Annotated in this window: 16 protein-coding genes and 1 riboswitch; of the genes, 13 read left to right on the top strand and 3 right to left on the bottom strand. The window is 65.7% G+C overall.

Annotation, left to right across the window (positions count from 1 at the left end; translation table 11 throughout):
- The first annotated feature begins 43 nt into the window (after nucleotides 1-43).
- From AC3LCN_RS03985 to AC3LCN_RS03945, 9 genes are all read left to right on the top strand, one after another.
- Entirely contained in the window at nucleotides 44-496 is a 453-nt protein-coding gene (locus AC3LCN_RS03985) for a GatB/YqeY domain-containing protein (protein WP_488648797.1), read from the top strand.
- On the top strand, nucleotides 493-1,050 hold the full coding sequence (ybeY, locus tag AC3LCN_RS03980) for an rRNA maturation RNase YbeY (protein ID WP_488648796.1): 558 nt from the start codon (nucleotides 493-495) through the stop codon (nucleotides 1,048-1,050). The genes AC3LCN_RS03985 and ybeY overlap by 4 nt, the downstream gene beginning before the upstream one ends.
- The gene (gene pth, locus AC3LCN_RS03975) at nucleotides 1,047-1,778 is read left to right on the top strand and encodes an aminoacyl-tRNA hydrolase (RefSeq protein WP_488648795.1); all 732 of its coding nucleotides are present in this window, start codon (nucleotides 1,047-1,049) and stop codon (nucleotides 1,776-1,778) included. Before ybeY ends, pth begins: the two co-directional genes overlap by 4 nt.
- Entirely contained in the window at nucleotides 1,775-5,308 is a 3,534-nt protein-coding gene (gene mfd / locus AC3LCN_RS03970) for a transcription-repair coupling factor (protein ID WP_488648794.1), read from the top strand. The genes pth and mfd overlap by 4 nt, the downstream gene beginning before the upstream one ends.
- A 9-nt stretch (nucleotides 5,309-5,317) precedes the next feature.
- Entirely contained in the window at nucleotides 5,318-5,839 is a 522-nt protein-coding gene (locus AC3LCN_RS03965; RefSeq protein ID WP_488648793.1) for an adenine phosphoribosyltransferase, read from the top strand.
- An 8-nt stretch (nucleotides 5,840-5,847) separates the two neighbouring features.
- A complete protein-coding gene (locus AC3LCN_RS03960; RefSeq protein ID WP_488648792.1) occupies nucleotides 5,848-7,068 on the top strand; it encodes a hypothetical protein in 1,221 nt (406 codons plus the stop codon).
- On the top strand, nucleotides 7,068-7,904 hold the full coding sequence (locus AC3LCN_RS03955) for a GNAT family N-acetyltransferase (RefSeq protein WP_488648791.1): 837 nt from the start codon (nucleotides 7,068-7,070) through the stop codon (nucleotides 7,902-7,904). The genes AC3LCN_RS03960 and AC3LCN_RS03955 overlap by 1 nt, the downstream gene beginning before the upstream one ends.
- Before the next feature lie 68 nt (nucleotides 7,905-7,972).
- On the top strand, nucleotides 7,973-8,923 hold the full coding sequence (locus AC3LCN_RS03950; RefSeq protein ID WP_488648790.1) for a sugar phosphate nucleotidyltransferase: 951 nt from the start codon (nucleotides 7,973-7,975) through the stop codon (nucleotides 8,921-8,923).
- 2 nt (nucleotides 8,924-8,925) lie between these two features.
- Complete coding sequence (locus AC3LCN_RS03945; protein WP_488648789.1) at nucleotides 8,926-10,389, top strand: phosphohexomutase domain-containing protein; 1,464 nt, start codon at nucleotides 8,926-8,928, stop codon at nucleotides 10,387-10,389.
- Between the two features lie 10 nt (nucleotides 10,390-10,399).
- On the opposite strand, the gene AC3LCN_RS03940 is transcribed toward AC3LCN_RS03945, so the two are convergent.
- Both AC3LCN_RS03940 and AC3LCN_RS03935 read right to left on the bottom strand, forming a co-directional pair.
- Nucleotides 10,400-11,218, bottom strand: coding sequence for a hypothetical protein (locus tag AC3LCN_RS03940; RefSeq protein ID WP_488648788.1), 819 nt, complete (start codon nucleotides 11,216-11,218; stop codon nucleotides 10,400-10,402).
- Entirely contained in the window at nucleotides 11,211-11,939 is a 729-nt protein-coding gene (locus AC3LCN_RS03935) for a hypothetical protein (RefSeq protein WP_488648787.1), read from the bottom strand. Before AC3LCN_RS03935 ends, AC3LCN_RS03940 begins: the two co-directional genes overlap by 8 nt.
- Before the next feature lie 97 nt (nucleotides 11,940-12,036).
- Nucleotides 12,037-12,183, top strand: a riboswitch (adenosylcobalamin (AdoCbl) riboswitch).
- On the opposite strand from AC3LCN_RS03935, the gene AC3LCN_RS03930 reads away from it, so the two are divergent.
- The 3 genes from AC3LCN_RS03930 (at nucleotide 12,180) to AC3LCN_RS03920 (ending at nucleotide 14,943) form a co-directional block, all read left to right on the top strand.
- Nucleotides 12,180-13,145 (top strand): ABC transporter substrate-binding protein, encoded by a 966-nt coding sequence (locus AC3LCN_RS03930; protein WP_488648786.1) that lies wholly within the window; start codon nucleotides 12,180-12,182, stop codon nucleotides 13,143-13,145. (Overlaps the previous riboswitch by 4 nt.)
- A 2-nt stretch (nucleotides 13,146-13,147) precedes the next feature.
- Entirely contained in the window at nucleotides 13,148-14,164 is a 1,017-nt protein-coding gene (locus tag AC3LCN_RS03925; protein WP_488648785.1) for a FecCD family ABC transporter permease, read from the top strand.
- Nucleotides 14,161-14,943, top strand: coding sequence for an ABC transporter ATP-binding protein (locus AC3LCN_RS03920; RefSeq protein WP_488648784.1), 783 nt, complete (start codon nucleotides 14,161-14,163; stop codon nucleotides 14,941-14,943). Before AC3LCN_RS03925 ends, AC3LCN_RS03920 begins: the two co-directional genes overlap by 4 nt.
- An 18-nt stretch (nucleotides 14,944-14,961) precedes the next feature.
- Here the strand turns inward: AC3LCN_RS03920 and AC3LCN_RS03915 are convergent, their stop codons facing one another.
- Nucleotides 14,962-16,152: an aminomethyl transferase family protein gene (locus AC3LCN_RS03915; RefSeq protein WP_488648783.1), complete on the bottom strand. Its 1,191-nt coding sequence runs from the start codon at nucleotides 16,150-16,152 to the stop codon at nucleotides 14,962-14,964.
- An 85-nt stretch (nucleotides 16,153-16,237) separates the two neighbouring features.
- Between AC3LCN_RS03915 and AC3LCN_RS03910 the strand changes: the two genes are divergently transcribed.
- Nucleotides 16,238-17,609: phytoene desaturase family protein (locus AC3LCN_RS03910; protein WP_488648782.1), on the top strand; the 1,372-nt coding region annotated here is incomplete at its 3' end.

Below are 17,609 nucleotides of genomic sequence, written 5' to 3'. Positions count from 1 at the left end.
CGGCGCGCCCCGGTGCGGCCTAGCCGCCAGAGAGGAGCAGCGCATGTCGCTTCGAGATCAACTAAAAGCTGATGTCTCGGTCGCAATGCGGTCGGGCGAGACGCTGCGCCGCGACACCCTTCGTATGGCCCTCTCGTCGCTCGCCCTTGTTGAGAAAGAGCTGAAGCGCGACGCCACCGATGACGAGGTGCTCGGCGTCATCGTGAAGGCGGTCAAGACGCGTAAGGAATCCGTTGACGCCTACACCGCGGCGAATCGCGCCGACCTCGCCGATGCCGAAACCGCCGAGATCACGATCCTCTCCACCTACATGCCTGAGCAGTTGAGCGATGCCGATGTCGATGCACTCGTCGCCGAGGCGCTCAGCGCTACCGGCGCAGCCTCGTCGAAGGAGATGGGGAAGGTCATGGGCTGGCTCGGACCGAAGACCAAGGGCCGCGTCGATGGAAAGGTCCTCTCGGGGAAGGTCACCGCGGCGCTCGCCGCACGCGGATGAGTCGCAGCTCCGGGCCACGCGCGCGCATCGTGCGCCGCAGGCGCGGCGGCATCACCGTCACCGCTACCGAACTTCGTGCCCTCGTTGAGCGCGCCCTGCGCCTCTCTGGTGCACCGAAGAGCGGCGAAGCGGTCCTCACCCTGGTTGATGACAACGAGATCACCGCACTCAACGAGTCACAGATGAAGAGGCGCGGCGCGACCGATGTGTTGAGCTTCCCGCTCCTTGAGCCGACCGCGTATCCAGCGCGACCCGGCACCGCGCGCCGCGCCGCGCACAAGGTTGCCACCCCGATCGTCACCGGCGAAACGCTCCCACTCGGCGACATCGTCATCAGCATCGATCGCGCCATTGAGCAGGCGCGCGAAGGACGCGGCGGCACCGATGGTGGGACGAGCCACGCGCCAGCCGACGAACTGCGACTCCTCGCCGTTCATGGTGTGCTGCATCTGTGTGGATGGGATCACCGCTCACCCGCCGGTCGCACGGCGATGTGGGCGGAGCAGGAGCGGATTCTTCGCGGGCACAAGCGAGCGATGAGGGCGAGCGCATGAGCGAGGATCGCCGCCTCGTCGTTGGCCTCGGCAATCCTGGCGACAAGTACCGCTACACGCGGCACAACATCGCCTGGCTCGTGCTCGACGCGTTTGCTGATCGCGTGAACTGGCGCGGTGGTGGGAAGCGTCGTGATGCGTCGATGGTGCACGCAGGTCGCGTGCTGGGCCTCGATCTGGTGATGGCGAAGCCCGACACCTTCATGAATGAATCTGGAATCGCCGTGCGCAAGTTACTCGCCGCTGAGCGCGTGCCACTCACCGCACTCCTCGTGGTTGTGGACGACTTCAGCCTCCCGTTCGGCACGCTCCGATTCCGCGAAGGGGGGAGCGCTGGTGGCCACAACGGCCTCACCTCGATTACTGACGAGCTTGGCACCGACAAGTACCCGCGCCTGCGGGTTGGTATTGGTGATCCGCGCGAGTCGGGAACAGCACACCAGCATGTGCTCGGTGAGTTCACCGCCGCGGAGCGACTACGCCTCCCTGAGGTTGACGTTGCAGCGGGCGAGGCGATCGAACTCTGGGCACGGAGTGGGCTGAACAAGGCGGCGACCGCATTCAACGGCTGGGCACTCCCCGAGCCCGAGGCTGGCAGTGCCGCCGATCCGGCGAACCTGCCGAAGCCGGGTGAGATTGACGGCCCAGCCGGCGCCGACGGCATTCGAAAGACGTCACATGGCTGGCGCAAGATCCTCGGTCGCGACAAGGCCGATCGCGAAGGGTGAATCGCCACACGCCGTCACTCGCACCACTCCTCGACACACTGCGCGCCGCAGCACCATTCACCGCACTCACCAAGCAACTAACGAAGAGCGACGCATCGCTCATTCATGTGCCACATGCGGCAAAGGCGCAGCTCGGCGCAGCACTCGCCGCTGATCGGCGCATCGTTTGGGTTGCGCGCGACCCCGAGGTCGCCGAACGCGTCGCTGATGCGCTGCGCTCGTGGTTCCACGATTCAGCCTCTGTCGTACTGCTCGAGCCACGGAGCGCGCTGCCGTACGAGCGCGGCGAACTCGTCATTGATGAGTCGGCCGGTCGCGTGGCGACGCTCGCCGCATGGCATGAGGGGAGCCCGCGCATTCTGGTGACCTCGCTACTGGCGGTGGCACAGCCAACGATCTCACTCGCCGATCTGCGCGCTGAGACGCTCCTCTTACGTGCGGGCGATCGCATCACCCTCGACGCGGTGACGTCGCGCGCCATTGCCCTCGGCTACGAGGCCGTCTCGCTCGTTGGTGGCCGCGGCGAGATTGCACGGCGCGGTGGCATCGTCGACCTCTTCCCCGCAGGCGAGACCTCGCCGCTCCGTATTGAGTGGTTCGGCGATGAGATTGAGAGCATTCGACGCATCGATCCGGCAGACCAGCGCAGCCGCGAGGCGGTACCGCTGGTGCAGCTGCTGCCAGCGAGCGAGTTCCCCCTGGACGCGGCGCGCATTGCCGCCGCCAGAGCAACCGCCGAAGAGATCGTGCGCGGCGGTGGCGAAACCGAACTGCCACCACGACTCGCCGAAGACCTGGCGCGCTGGGAGGCGGGGATCACCGCTCGCAACCAGGCGGAGCGTGGTGACGGGCTGGAACTCTGGTCGGCCCTGCTCACCGCTGAGCGCGCCTACGACCAGGTGGGTGACGCACTGGTGGTGCTCGATGAGCCGGGCGAACTGCGTCAGGCCGCCGATGCACTCTCACGGCAGACAGAAGAGCGCGCCGACGTGCTGCGCACCACACGCCTGCTACCGGTCGGCTGGCCTTCGCCGATCCCTGAAGGTGGCGCACTTCTTGCGGTGCTCGCTGCGACGGGTCGTCAACGAATCGCACTGACCTGGAGCTCCGATCCAACCACGCTGATTCGCGCCGATGGCGACGACAGTTTCGGCTGGCACGACCCGGTGGTGCCGAGCGGGCGATCACGCGCACTCACCGAGGGCCTCGAAACCTGGCGACGCGACAAGGCGCGCGTGCTGATCGTCTCCGAACAGGCGGCGCGCATTGCTGAGCTAATCACCGAAGGTGGCGAATGCGCGGTGGTGAGCGAAGGAATGCTCACCAACCCCAAGCCTGGCTCACTCACGATCCTCACCGGCGGCCTCGACGGCGGATTCCAGGGCGGCGTTGATGGACTGACAGTCATCACCGACCGCGAGCTCTTCGGTGCGACGCGTGTTCGTCGACCGGCGGTACATCGTCGCGGCATCACGCGCGAGGCGGCGGAGCGACTTACCCCGGGCGACTACCTGGTGCATGTAGATCACGGCGTTGGTCGTTTCGTGGGCATGTTGCGCCGCGGCGGCGATGGCGATCAGCGCGACTACCTCGAGATCGCCTACAGCGGCACCGATACCGTCTTCACCCCCGTCGAGCAGTTGGCACGCATTGCGCGCTACACCGGGTCGGAGCATCCGCAACTCAGTCGACTCGGTGGTGGCGAGTGGCGTCGCGCCAAGGAGCGCGCCAAGAAGGCGGCCGATGATCTCGCCGATGAGCTGCTGCGCATCTACGCTGCGCGCGAACTTGCTCATCGCCCATCGATCACGCCAGGGAGTCCATGGCTTGCCGAGTTTGAGGCGGCCTTCCCGTATCGCGAGACGCCTGATCAGCTCACCGCCATTGAGGCAACGAAGGGTGACCTGAGCCGTCCGCGCCCGATGGATCGCGTGATAGTGGGTGACGTTGGCTACGGGAAGACCGAGGTCGCACTGCGCGCCGCCTTCGCCGTGCTCGAGGCTGGTCGCCAAGTCGCTGTGCTGGTGCCGACCACCGTCCTCGCCCTGCAGCACATTGAGACCTTCCGTCGCCGCCTCGCGGCGTATCCGTTCCGCCTCGAACTTCTCTCGCGCAGTGTCTCTGCGGCGCGACAGGCCGAGATCGTCACCAAGCTCGCCACGGGTGAGGTCGACCTTGTCGTCGCCACCCATCGACTCCTTTCAAAGGATGTCGCCTTCAAGCACCTCGGCTTGCTCGTGGTGGATGAGGAGCACCGATTCGGCGTCGCCGCCAAGGAGCGCATGAAGTCGCTCCGCGCCGAACTCGATGTCATGACCCTCACCGCCACGCCGATCCCGCGCACACTGAACCTTGCTCTCTCGGGGATTCGCGACCTCTCCACCATTGAGACTCCACCAGAAGATCGACACCCTGTGGCGACGCGCGTCACCGAGGCGAGCCTCGAACTGGTACGCGACGCACTGCTGCGCGAACTGGAGCGCGGCGGCCAGTCGTACTACGTGCATAACCGTGTGGAGTCAATTGAGGCGGCGGCGGAGCAGATTCGACGACTTGTTCCTGACGCGCGCGTGGTGGTGGGGCACGGGCAGTTGGAGGAGCGCGCACTGGAGCGGGTGATGGGCGAGTTCGTTCGCGGTGAGGCGCAGATCTTGGTCTGCACCACCATCATCGAATCGGGCCTCGACATTCCGAACGCCAACACGATCATCATCGACCGGGCTGATCGCCTCGGCCTCGCCCAGCTCTATCAGTTGCGTGGTCGCGTTGGCCGCAGCAGTCGGCGCGCCTGGTGCTACCTCCTCTATCGCCACGAAGAGGCGCTCACCGATGATGCGCGCAAGCGCCTCAAGGCGATCTTTGACGCGTCGCACCTCGGCGCTGGCTTTCAGTTGGCACTCGCGGATCTTGAGATTCGCGGTGCGGGCGACCTGCTCGGCGGCGAACAGTCGGGGCACATTGCGGCGGTCGGCTTCGATCTCTATTCACAGCTCCTCGCCGATGCGGTCGAGGTGCGTCGCGCGAGCCGTGAAGGTCGTGAGCCGGCGCGTCGTCGCACGGCAGCACTCATCGACCTCCCCGTCTCCGCACACTTTGCTGAGACGTATGTGGCCGACGAGGGGCAGCGACTCGATCTTTATCGTCGCCTCGGCATCGCCGACTCTGATGCCACGATCAACGGCATCGCCGAAGAGCTGCGCGACCGCTTCGGCGCACCACCCGCAGAGGCCGAGCGACTCTTGGAGGTGGCACGACTCCGCGCCGGCGCCAGCGAGGCGGGGCTCGCCTCACTCCTCATTGAGGAGGGTCGCCTCGTTGTGCGCCTCGGCGAGCTGCAGCCTGGCCTGGCGGCACGCGCCCTGGTGGCGAACCACATTCCAGCGCTCAGCATGAGCGGCAGTCAGATTCGCAGCCGGGAGCGGGTAACGGGTGGGGAGGCGTGGCGCCTCGCCGCACGACTCGTGCAGGGGATCGTGGTTGAGGTGCGCCGCTGGGAGGCGACGAACGCGGCAGGCGCGCCGCTCGCGTAAACTTCCGCGGTGACTCCTGAACAGCTCTCCTCGAAGATTCGAACGATCCCCGACTTTCCGAAGAAGGGGATCGTCTTTCGCGATATCACCACCCTGTTGCAGGATGGTGAGGCCTTCGCCGCCGCCCTCGAGGCGATGACTGCACCGATCCGTGCGCTGAAGCCCGACGTCATCATCGGCATTGAATCGCGCGGCTTCATCTTTGGGGCGCCGATCGCCGCCACCCTCGGCGTCGGCTTTGTGCCAGTGCGCAAGCTCGGCAAGCTCCCCGCCGAAACCATCTCGGTGGAGTACGACCTTGAGTACGGCAAGAATGTTTTGGAGATCCATCGCGATGCGCTCCAGAAGGGCGCGCGCGTCGTCATCGTTGACGACGTTCTTGCCACGGGCGGCACGGTCGCCGGCACGGTGAAACTTGTTGAGCAGCTTGGCGCAACTGTCGTGGGCATCAGCTTCTTGGCAGAGCTACCCGTTCTTGGTGGTCGCAAGCGACTCCCAGACGGCATCGTCTCGGCGATCATCGCCTTCTAGTCGCCGCTATGGCGAAGCGCCCCGCAAGCGATCGCAGATCCTTCCTTCGCAGCATCGCCAACGATGGTGCCGCCACCGCCGGGTCACTCTTCGGCGCTCTGGGCGCCCTGCGCGGTCAGGCGCAGTCCATCGGTGCCGACCTACAGGGGCCGGCGCGTGAACGTGGCGCCGAGCCAACACGCCGACGCGCCGCAGAGACGCATCTCGACATGCCGGGCGATGCGGGGCTAATCAAGGTGGGCGCAGCGACCCCAGAGCCAGCCTTCGCCTCACCGATTCGCGACGAAGAGGGCGCCGTGATCGTGCTCGATGTTCGTGCCCTCCCAGCGGTGATCGCCGAGCGTCGCGCCACGAGCGCAAGCAGCATCGCCGCACTCCTGGCCGTTGACGCCATTGCCCCCGGTCCGATTCGTGGACTGGCCGCCGCCTTCGCCCTCGCCCTCGCCAGTGTCGGATCGGCCGGTGGGCGCGTCGCACGCCTCCATGCCGCCGCCGCCGCGCTTCGTAACGCCGCACCACTGGCAGGCTCGCTGCACGCCGAACTTGACGCACTCCTCCCTGCTGCCTTGAAGGGCGAGAGCCTTGATGCCGCGATCGCCGCGCGTGCAGCAACGCAGCTCGGTCAGCGCGCCGCGTACGGCAAGCGCATTGCCGCAACGCTCAAGCGCGCAGGCCTTGCTCGAGGCACGACGGTCGCCAGCGGACCTGGCCTCGGCGCTACGGCGTGGGGCGATCTCGCTCCACTCCATGAGGCGCTGCGCCACCTTGCTGTGCGCACAATCGCGATCGCTGCCGGCCCCACGGTCGATGTGCGCGGCGCAGCACGACTCGGCGCCATTGATGCCGCCGACGCGGTGCGCGCCGGCCTCACCCCACGACTCTTGGAGGACGGCCAACTTGCCAGTGAGATCGCGAACGCCGACGGCCCCATCGGCGCACTCATCCTTGGCAGTGATTCGGTGAGCAGTGCCGGATACGCCGTTGTGCCAGCGGGTGGCGTCGGCCTCGCCGCCGCCGCACTCTTCTCTGGTGTGCCTGTCTATCTCGTTGCTGGGTCCGCGCCGACCGATCTGAGCGGCGCCGAACTCACTAAGCGCGTGGAGAGTGTGAACAGCGCGGCCGCGCAACGCGGCGCACCGTTCGCTGCGCGTGGCGTAACGAACGGCGTGCAGATTGCCGTACCGCGGGTTGAGCTCCTCTCGCTTGATGGCATCACGCGGATCGACTGATGAGCACCACGCCGATAGAGGTTTCGGCAACGCGCGATCGCGAGCTGGTGCGATCGCTGATCACCGGCGACCGCTGGATCACCGCACACGCCCTGGCCGATCTTGATGATGGTGAGTTTCCGCGCACACGCTGTTTCATTGCGCGCCGCGGCCCAACGCCAATCGCACTCGGCATGGAGTACTCAGGGTGGGCGCCGCAGCCGCTCCATCTGTACGGCGAGCCAGAGGGGATCGCTACCATCTTGCAGCACGGGATTCGCCCACGCGCCGCCTGGGTGCCGACGCCGATCGGGGGGAACCCCGTTCTCGATCTCACCTACGAGACGGAGAAGATCAATCCGATGTTGCGCATGGGTCTGACGCGCGCCGAGTTCGTGCCATACACGGGCCCCGCCGCAGCGCTGGTCGTGCCGCTCATCCCCTCCGATGCGCAAGCGCTGAATCACCTCTACCAGTTGGGCTTCGCCGCATGGCTCCCGCCACTCGCCGTTGCCGAGGGGGTTTATCGCGGCATTCATCGCAACGGCAAGTTGGTTGCCGCGGCGGGAACACATGTGGTTGGTCGACGCGAGTGCATCGCCGTTGTTGGCAACGTGCTGACGGCATCTAGTGCGCGCGGCAACGGCTACGCCCATGCAAACACCTCGGCGGTGACCGATGCGCTACTTGGATTCTGTGATGAGGTGGTGCTGAATGTGCAGCGCGACAACGCCGCCGCTATTGCCGTCTACACCTCGCTCGGCTACAGCGTGAAGACTGAATTCGAGGAGCGGCTCGTGATCCGCCGCAGCGGCATCTCGGTGCCGCGCATGCTCCGGCGCCTCTTCGGGCGCTGAGCACGAAGAGAGCGTTTCTTGGCCTGCCCGCTAACCCGCCCGCCAGCCCGCACGCTAGGATGCCGCAGATGAGTAGTCGACCCTACGCGGTCGTTCTCGCCGGTGGCGGCGGAACCCGCCTCTGGCCCCTAAGTAGCTCCAACCGGCCGAAGCCGTTCCTGCCGCTCCTGCATGGGCGCAGCCCACTCGCCGTGACCCTGGAGCGACTCGCCCCGCTGGTCTCCATCGACGATACCTACATCGTGGTGGCGGCGAACCAGGTGCAGCTCGTGCGCGAGTGTGCGCCACAGATCGCGGCCGACCACATCCTTGCCGAGCCGGTCAGCCGCAATACGGGGGCGGCGGTCGCACTTGCTGTGACAGCGATCGATCGCGCCAACAATGCGGTGATGCTGGTGATCCCCGCCGACCATGCTGTGCGCGATGACGATGCCTGGCGCGTCGCACTCGCCGCCGCAGCCGATCACGCCGGACACGAGGCCAACGCCCTCTACACACTTGGTGTTGTGCCGACTCGTCCAGAGACAGGGTTCGGCTACATCGTCGCCGAAGGCGAGCGCGTCTCGCGCTTCACCGAGAAGCCACAACGCGAAGAGGCCGAACGACTGATCGCCGCGGGGGCCCGATGGAACGCTGGAACGTTTGCGTGGCGGCGCGACAGTGCGCGGAGCGCGCTCCAACACTTCGCTCCAAGCCTCATCAACGGCATCGGCGAGTACAGCACGGTGCCAGCAGGGCCCATTGACACGTTCGTGATGGAGCCCGCTGCAGCGGCCGGACTGGTGCGCACCCTGCCGCTCGATTGCGGCTGGAGCGATATCGGCTCCTGGGGTGAGCTGCGCGCACATCTGCTGCCACGCACCTCAATGGAAGAGATCCGCATGGAGGCGCCAGGGGGGCGTACCATTGTGATGAGCAACGAGCATGGGGTGATCGCCCTGCAGCCGAATGGCGCAGCGACGATGGACCTTGAACAGATGAGCGGCAGTGATCTGCGCGCAGCATCTGAGAGGGAGTAGGGATGGGCGCCGGCGAACCGACCAAGATCCTCTTCGGCACCGACGGTTGGCGCGCCAAGATTGGCGACGAGTTCACCTTTGAGAACGTCCGCCGACTCGCCGAGGGCGTCGCCCGCGTCGTAGAAGAGGATGGCGCCACCGCCAAGAGCGTCGTCATTGCCTACGATCGCCGCTTCGGCTCGGAAGAGTTCGCAATCTCCGCCGCTGAGATTCTGCTTGCCCACGGCATCCCGGTTGCCTACTCGCGCACCGACGTGCCCACGCAGATGGCCTCGTACGAGGTGGTGATGCGCGGCGCGGCGATGGGCATCGTCATTACCGCTAGCCACAACCCCTGGATGGATAACGGCTTCAAGGTGAAGTCGCCGACCGGCGCCGCCGCAGGACCCGACCTGCTGAAGCGCATCGAGGCGCATGTGGCGAGCACCCGCGGCCCTGAACTTGTCGGCCGACCCTTTGCCGACGCCGAGGCGGCGGGGATGGTCGAACGCTACGACCCGTACCCGGGCTACAAGAGGTTCGTTGAGCGCAACCTCGACCTGAAGGCGATGTCGGCACAAAAGATGCGCATCCTGGTCGACCCTGTGTACGGCGCGGGCGCTGGCTGGATCGGTCGACTCCTTGCGGGCGGCAACATGGTCGTCGACGAGATGCGCAGCGAGCGCAACCCCTGGTTCTGCGGCGTGAACCCTGAGCCGATTCGACCGCACATCGACCCGGTGCTCGCACGCATGGCGGGCGGCGGCTACGACATGGGGATGCTGCTAGACGGCGATGCTGATCGTGCTGGCGCCGTGGATGAGCGCGGCGTCTTCCTGCATCAGCTGCAGGTCTTCGGACTGCTGGCGTACTACATGCTCGAACATAAGAAGGATCTCAGCCCAATCGTGAAGACGGTCAACGAGAGCTCCATGGGGGAGCGTCTCGGTGAGCGTTACAAGGTGACGGTGCACGAGACGCCGGTCGGCTTTAAGTACGTTGGCCCAAAGATGATCGAAACGGGCGCCTCGATGGGCGGCGAAGAGTCGGGCGGCTACGGCTTCAAGATGCACCTCCCCGAGCGCGACGGCATCTTCGCCGACCTGCTCCTGCTCGACCTGCTGATTCGCGAGCGTGCCCTCGGGCGCCCAACGATGAGCTCGGTGATGGAGCACGTCGCCTCCATCGCCGGCGCCTCGTACTACCTGCGCATCGACGTGCATATTGATCGCGCCGCCTACCCAGCGGTAAAAAAGCGACTCGCCACCGAACTCGTTGGCAGCCCACCGAGCAGTATCGGCAGCCACGCGGTGCGCGCCGTGCCACTCACCACCAACGACGGCGTGAAGTTCTTCACCGCCGACGGCAGCTGGCTCCTGGTCCGCTTCAGCGGCACCGAGCCGCTCGTACGCGTCTACGCCGAGGCCACCTCTGCAGAGCTGCGCGACGAGCTGCTGGTGATTGGCGAGCGACTCGCGCGCGGCTAACGCCCCACCGCTACGGCGCCCCATCCCACCCGAGCAGCACAAGGCTCCCCGCATCTAACTGCAGTTCGAATGCCGCGCCATCGCGCAGCGCACCACCCACACACCAGGCGAGGCGGCGCGGCGTGCGCTGACCTGATCCCTCACTGGCGCCATCGGTAGGGAGCACCCAGGCGAGTTCGGGGCTCCCACCAACGAACGCACCGATCGGCAGGAGCGCTGCTGCCGCACGGAGTGCAGCATCACCGCGAGCAATACGTGCTGGCGGCGCCGCCAAGGGCGACTCATCGATTGCCAGCCCAACGAGTGCGCCAGATCCGTTCAGCACCACACGCGTACCGTCGCCCAGCACGGGCACGCCACGCACCTGCCGCGTCCAGATCACGAGTGTGCGCCCGGCGGCACTCTGAACCGCTGGGCCACCCCCAGGCATCTCGAGCCCCAGCCGCACCAGATGACGCAGCGCTCGTGCGATGGCGGCACTCTCGCTGAGCGCACCACCATCTAGCGCCACGCCACTCTTCGCAATCAAGCGCAACGATCCGTCGAGTGCGCTCTCAACGCGTAACACTTCGACGCCACCCACACCAATAAGAACCTGACGAGCGCGCTGCTCGCCACTCTCACTCCGCACCACGTCGACCGGCTGGTCAACAAGGCCACGCAACTCCAGCGGCTCAAGGAGCAGGGCAGCGATGTTGGCAATTGGTCGCAGCGTGAGACCGGCCGTCACCGCCACAGGTGTGCGACTCGGTGCGATCGCTGTGCCTGGTGCACCGCAAGCAGCGACAAGGCTAATGAGCAGTGCTAGTGCCCAGTGAACCTTATACATGGCGTTGCCCTCCAAGGTCGGGTAGCCCCGCAGCCGGCGCGTGTGGCCGGTGGCCGTAGCCGCCCCACCACTCGGGGGTGAGGTGCTCTGGGTCGTAGGCAACAAGGAGTGCGCGATCGAACGCCGCTCCAGCCGTTGCACCATCGAGCAGCCCGCGCCAAAAGGCTTGTTCAAAGCGCAGTGCCGCACCCTGCCACGCTGTGCCGATATAGCCCACGTAAAAACTGTCGGGCTCCCCAGAACCTTGCACCTTGCGTTGCGCGATGCCGAATGCGGCAGGGAGGCGCGAGGCCCGCTCGCCGTTGTGACAGCTTGAGATGTAGACGAGCGAAGCGGCTGATGCGCCGCGTCGCATCGCGGCGATCTCCGATGGCAGGATTATTGGCGCACCGAGGCAGAGCCCACTGTCGGCGCGGAAGCCACCAACGCGGCTATCGGACTTCGAATCCCAATAGAGATCGCCGTGGCTGTGCACGTAGAGGGCGGACGCCACTGCGCTCGCGAGCATGGAGCGGCGCGTGAAGGCCGGCCCAACTGCCCCGCCAACCTCCCAGCCGAGTGCCGCAAGTGCGGTGCGCGCCTGTCGCGCCAACCGATCAGGCTGGGTGTTCACGGTGCCCGTGCACTCCTCGGCGAAGGCGGTGCGATTGGCGAAGACCACGGCGTCATTAGATGGCGGCGCGAGGGTGATTGCTGCGGCGAGGAGAACTGCTCCGACCATGCTCCCTCCAGTATGAGAGCGGGGGCGAGGGCGGAGGCACACTCTCGCACGGCGTGCGTATTGGCGGCATCTGCAGCGTCAATACGTTGGTGATAGAGTCCCCGCAGCAACGCCGCGTGGACGCGAAGCTGGTGAGATTCCAGCACTGTCCCGCAACGGTTATTGGGAGTGGCTCCCATAAGTCCGGTCGCCGGACACGCGGCATAAAAAAGCTTAGGCCCTCGAGGCAAGGGAGGAAGCATGACTGCTTTCGTACGCTCGCACCAGTTTTCGTTCGCCACCATGCTGCTCGTTGCAGCGCTCGTTTCTGGCGCATGTGGCGGAAATGCCATCAACTCACTGCCGTCAGTGAGCCCCACACCAATCGTGGAGGCTGACTACCCCCGCACCGTCATCGACGATGCAGGCGTTTCGGTAACGATCGCAGCGAAGCCGCAGCGCATCGTGGCGCTCACCCCAGCGAGCGTTGAGGCGCTCGCTCAGTTTGGGCTTGGCCAGGGCGTCGTTGGCGTTGCAGCCTGCAGCTGCCTCCCCGCTGCGTTCACGGCGACGCCGCAAGTTGCCGACTACAACGGCACCAACGTTGAGGCGATCATTGCCCTCAACCCCGACCTTGTTTTTGTAGGCGGTTCGGGCTTCACACCTGATGATGCGATCACGCTGCTGAAGGCGGCGAACATTACACTCGTGACGCTGGACCCAAAGAGCATTAGTGGTGTCTACACAACCCTGCAACTGATCGGCGATGCGGCGGGTGGAAGTGTGCCTGCCGCCGAATCAATCGCCATGGCCAAGTCAGAGATTGCGGCCATCACCGCGCTGGTCGCAGCGGAGCCACGGGTGAGCGTCTTCTATGAGATTGATGCGACCGGAGCCATCTATGGGCTCGCTCCCGACGACTATGCCGCCGAGCTGATCGGTGCGGCGAGTGGCGACCTGGTCACAAGTGGCAGCAACGGGGTGTACGAGATCTCACTCGAGGCCCTCGTCACCGCCGCCCCCGCCGTAATCCTGCTCGGCGATGCCGCCTACGGCGTAACGGCAGAGGCGGTTGCGGCACGCCCAGGATGGGGCACCATTCCCGCCGTGGTGAACGGCGCACTACGACCGATTGATGGCGACCTCGTCTCCATCCCTGGGCCACGTATTGCCGAGGCGTTCCGCGCCATCGTGGCGCAGCTGCATCCAACGATTACCCTCCCGTAACCATGGGAGTGCGCCGAGTCACGCTCCTCTCGCTGGCGGCGCTCGTCCTGGTGGCAGTTGGAGCAATTGGCTTCGGCGTCGCAAACATTGCGCCGCTCGATGTTGTGGCGATTATTGGCAAGAGCCTCCTCGGCTTGCCGATTGGCGGCGAGATCAGTGCCGGGTCAACCTCGATCGTGATGGAGATTCGCCTGCCGCGAATCCTCGCCGCGATCGCGGTCGGCGCAGCGCTGGCCACGTCGGGTGTCGCGTTCCAGTCTCTGCTGCGCAATCCACTCGCCGACCCGTATGTGCTCGGCACCAGTAGCGGCGCAGCGCTCGGTGCGGCGATCGCCTTCCTGTTGCCGATTACGGGAATCGCTTGGGAGCTCGGCGGCGTGCAACTCGCCGCATTCGTTGGCGCGCTCGCCTCGGTGGCGCTTGTCTGGCGTATCGCTGGCATCGGGAGTGGCGAGGAGCGCATCGCCAGCGTGTTGCTCGTCGGCTACGCCGTCGCCTCTCTGCTCGCCGCCGCACTTTCGCTGGTGATGCTCGCGAGCGGTGCGAACCTGCGCGCGATCTTCGGATTCTTGCTCGGTGGTCTCGACGGTGTGACCTGGCCGCGCCTCGCCGCCGCCGCTGTGCCGATCGCCCTCGCCACGCTGCTCCTCGCCCGGCGCGGCCGTGCACTTGCCGCATTCCTCCTCGGTGATGAGGGGGCAACGCATCTCGGCATCGATGTGCGCCGTGAGCGACGCATTGCCGTGGCGCTCGCCACCCTCGCCACGGCGTCTGCCGTCGCCCTCGCTGGCCTGGTCGGATTCGTTGGCCTCGTCGTGCCGCACCTGGCGCGCCTCGCCGTCGGCTCCGACCCTCGTGCCGTGTTCCCACTCTCAGCGATCGGTGGGGCGCTCCTCCTGCTCCTCGCCGATACCGTCGCCCGCACGATTGGTGTTCCCGTCGGCGTCATCACCGCCCTGATCGGCGCGCCGTTCCTCCTCTGGCTGCTGCATCGCGCACGCGCCGGGTACGCCCTGTGAGTGCCAACGACACCGCCCCCTACGAACTGCTCGGCGCAAAAAACCTGCAGGTCGATCTTGGCGGCACCACGATCCTTCGCGATGTTTCGCTGAGCATTGGCCCAGGGGAGCGCGTTGCCATCGTTGGCCCGAACGGCGCTGGTAAGACCACGCTGATGCGCGCACTGAGTGGTGCGGTTCCTGCGACCAGCGGCGAGATCATCCTCTGCTCCGAGCCGATCCAGAACCTCTCGCGCGAAACGATTGCGCGATCAATCGCTGTGGTGAGCTCCGACATCACGCTCCCATTCGCCACGCGTGTCGACGAACTTGTCGCACTCGGACGCATCCCACACGGTCGCGGTCCTGCTGGGCCAAGCGCACACGATCGCGAGCGCGCCACCGCCGCCATTGAACGCGTCGGCGCATCACACCTGCAGCGGCGTGATGTGCGCACCCTCAGCGCTGGCGAACGACAGCTTGCCGCCGTCGCCCTTGGCCTAGCGCAAGAGACGCCGATCCTCGCTCTCGACGAGCCAACGGCGCACCTTGACCTGCGTCACCGCATGGAGATCGCCGACCTGCTCATCAGCCTTGCTGGCGACGAAACGATAATGAAAACAAAACGGACCATCGTGGCGATCTTCCATGAGCTGGACATCGTGCGCGATGGTTTCTCTCGCGTGATCTTGATCGCAAACGGCACTATCGCGGCCGACGGAACACCGGCAGAGGTGTTGACCGCTGAACGAATTAGTAACGCGTGGGGGATTCCTCTGGAGCGAGCGGCGCGCCTCTAGCCGATCGAAGCGAGAGACCTAGCTGCGCTTGCGCGGCAGGTCGAGGAATGGCAGTGCGACCACGGTCGCTGGTATCTCGTGGCGCGTCTCTTCAATCGCCCACTCCAGCCCAACGATGGTTCCAGGTGCTGCGTGCTTTGCCGGGAGTCGGCCGAGGGCAATCGAGCGCTTCAGTAGCGGCGAGAAGGTGCCGCTCGTGGCGCGGCCAATCGTCTCGCCCTTGCGCGTGAGCGGAATCACCTTGCGCCAGGCGCGCAGCGGATGCTCAATCGGATAGCCAAGATCCAGGTAGGCGTCTTCGAAGATGTTCAGGTCGAGCTCAAGGCCCACGAGTCGATCAGGTGGACCGCCAGCGGCGACCTCATCCAAAAGGGCACGCTTGCCAATGAACGATGGCTTGTCGAGATCAACGAGACGATCGAAGCCGATCTCGTAGGGCGAGACGGCGAGGCTTGGGTGTCGCGCAGTACGCGAGGAGTGGTAGTCGACGCCGGCCATGATCAGGCCCGCCTCAAGTCGGGCGACGTCGAGCGCCTCCATGCCGGCAACGCGCAACGTATACGCCTCGCCCGCCTTGATCAGTGCATCCCACACGGGGAGTGCCGTGCCAAAGGGCATGAAGAGCTCGTAGCCGAGGTCGCCGGAGTAACCGGTGCGCGAAACGCCCACAGCGACGCCGTCAATGGCGACGTCGGCACGGCCGAAGAAGCCGAGGTCGCTCATGTCGCGGCCCACCGCGGCGGAGAGAATGTCACGAGCGCGCGGCCCCTGCAGCGAGAGGCCACAGATCGTTTCGGTCTGGTCTTCAATGTTGACGTTTAGGCCCTCCGAGGCGGCTTCGAGCCAGCCGTGCTGCGGTTCGGCGGCGGTCCAGAAGTAGGAGCCGTCGGAAAGAAGTGCAATCGTGCCGTCATCAAGGACGCGACCGGTCTCATCACACCACGGGGTGTAAATAACCTTCATTGGCTTGATGCGATCGACGCGACGGGTTATGACGCGGTCGACCAACTTGGCGGCGTCAGGGCCAGAGATGCTGTACTTGCACATCGGGGTGATGTCGAAGAGTGCGGCCGAGAAGCGGATCGCATGGTATTCCAGGTCGTGGGCTGGGAAATAGGAGTCGGCGATGAAGAATCCCGACCAATTGCGCCAGCGGCGGGCCTGGTTCAGCTCTGCCGTGCGGGGGTGGAACGGCGTCTCGAGCGGCATGCGTTCCCCCCTCTCTCTCAACGGCTTAGGCGGTACTATTCCCGCACCCGCATCCTAGCGATTCGGGGCGAGGTTGGGAGGGACAGTGGCAGAACGGTACGACGCGATCGTTGTTGGTGGTGGGCATAACGGGCTCACTAGCGCGGCGTACCTCGCGAAGGCTGGACTGAAGGTCATCGTCCTCGAGCGCCGCTCCGTTCTCGGTGGCGCCACCCTGACCGAGTCGCCGGTGCCGGGTTACAAGTTCTCTGTCGCCTCATATCTGGTGAGCCTGCTGCGCCCGCAGGTGATTCGCGAGCTCGACCTTGCCAAGCACGGCCTACAGATGGCGCCATCCGTTGGCACCTACACCCCGCACTGGGATGGTTACCTTGATCGCCGCACCGACCACGCCGACACCCTACGCGAAATTCGCAAGTGGTCGCACCGCGACGCCGACAATTACGACGACTTCAAGCAGACGGTCACCGACATCACCCGCTTCATTCGCCCTGCTGTCGACATGCCCGCCCCCGACCCGTACGGCGATCCGAAGGAGTGGCTGGAGTACGCCGGCCTCGCCAAGGGTTTCGGCCAACTGCCGCTTCGCACCAAGGGTGCCCTCCTTGATTTGATCACCGGAAGTGCCTACGACTTCTTGCGCCGCTGGTTCGAGGGCGAGCCGCTCATCGGCACCATGTCGGCATCCGGAATCATCGGCACCTTCTTGGGCATCAAGTCGCCAGGCACCGGCATGGTCTTCTTGCATCACTACTTTGGCGAGATCGATGGCTCGTTCCGCGAGTGGGCGCTGCCGCAGGGCGGCACCGGCGCCGTTGCAGCGGCCATCGCCAGCGCAGCGCAGTCGTTCGGCGCCATCACCCGCACTGACGCGCCGGTGAAGCAGGTGCTGCTCCGCGGCGACAAGGCGATCGGCGTGGTGCTGGAGTCCGGCGAAGAGGTCTACGGCGACACCATCGTGTCGGCTGCCGACGCGAAGCACACCTTTATCGACATGCTTCCCGCCGGCTCGCTGCCAACAGATTTTGAGACGGCCATTCGCAACTTCAAGTTCCGCGGCAGCTCGGCGAAGGTGAACTTCGCCCTCGACGGCCTGCCTACCTTCACGGCGGCCCCTCCAGGAAACGGCCACCTGATGGGCACCGTCAGCATCTCGCCAAGCCCCGACTACATGGAGCGGGCGTATGACGACGCCAAGCACGGTCACCCGAGCAAGCGCCCATTCCTCGACATGTTGATTCCTACGATGACCGACCCAACGATGGCCCCACCAGGGAAGCACGTCGCCACCGCGTTCGTGCAGTACGCGCCGCATAAGTTGGCGCCAGAGCATGGCGGCTGGGACAAGATCAAGGAGCAGTTCGGTGACCTGGTGGTCGACACCATCTCCGAGTTTGCGCCGGACTTCCGCGACAAGATCGTGGGGCGCCAGATCATGACCCCGCTCGACCTTGAGC

Origin of the sequence: Candidatus Limnocylindrus sp. (assembly GCF_040397215.1) — a bacterium.
In the GTDB taxonomy this organism is placed as follows: Bacteria; Chloroflexota; Limnocylindria; order Limnocylindrales; family Limnocylindraceae; genus Limnocylindrus.
This window is presented reverse-complemented; position numbering and strand designations above follow the sequence as displayed.

What these genes read in the sequence shown, in the direction of transcription:
- AC3LCN_RS03985 (WP_488648797.1), top strand. Translation starts at nt 44, where the DNA reads ATGTCGCTTCGAGATCAACTAAAAGCTGATGTCTCGGTCGCAATGCGG.
- ybeY (WP_488648796.1), top strand. Translation starts at nt 493, where the DNA reads ATGAGTCGCAGCTCCGGGCCACGCGCGCGCATCGTGCGCCGCAGGCGC.
- pth (WP_488648795.1), top strand. Translation starts at nt 1,047, where the DNA reads ATGAGCGAGGATCGCCGCCTCGTCGTTGGCCTCGGCAATCCTGGCGAC.
- AC3LCN_RS03960 (WP_488648792.1), top strand. Translation starts at nt 5,848, where the DNA reads ATGGCGAAGCGCCCCGCAAGCGATCGCAGATCCTTCCTTCGCAGCATC.
- AC3LCN_RS03955 (WP_488648791.1), top strand. Translation starts at nt 7,068, where the DNA reads ATGAGCACCACGCCGATAGAGGTTTCGGCAACGCGCGATCGCGAGCTG.
- AC3LCN_RS03950 (WP_488648790.1), top strand. Translation starts at nt 7,973, where the DNA reads ATGAGTAGTCGACCCTACGCGGTCGTTCTCGCCGGTGGCGGCGGAACC.
- AC3LCN_RS03945 (WP_488648789.1), top strand. Translation starts at nt 8,926, where the DNA reads ATGGGCGCCGGCGAACCGACCAAGATCCTCTTCGGCACCGACGGTTGG.
- AC3LCN_RS03940 (WP_488648788.1), bottom strand. Translation starts at nt 11,218, where the DNA reads ATGTATAAGGTTCACTGGGCACTAGCACTGCTCATTAGCCTTGTCGCT.
- AC3LCN_RS03935 (WP_488648787.1), bottom strand. Translation starts at nt 11,939, where the DNA reads ATGGTCGGAGCAGTTCTCCTCGCCGCAGCAATCACCCTCGCGCCGCCA.
- AC3LCN_RS03930 (WP_488648786.1), top strand. Translation starts at nt 12,180, where the DNA reads ATGACTGCTTTCGTACGCTCGCACCAGTTTTCGTTCGCCACCATGCTG.
- AC3LCN_RS03925 (WP_488648785.1), top strand. Translation starts at nt 13,148, where the DNA reads ATGGGAGTGCGCCGAGTCACGCTCCTCTCGCTGGCGGCGCTCGTCCTG.
- AC3LCN_RS03915 (WP_488648783.1), bottom strand. Translation starts at nt 16,152, where the DNA reads ATGCCGCTCGAGACGCCGTTCCACCCCCGCACGGCAGAGCTGAACCAG.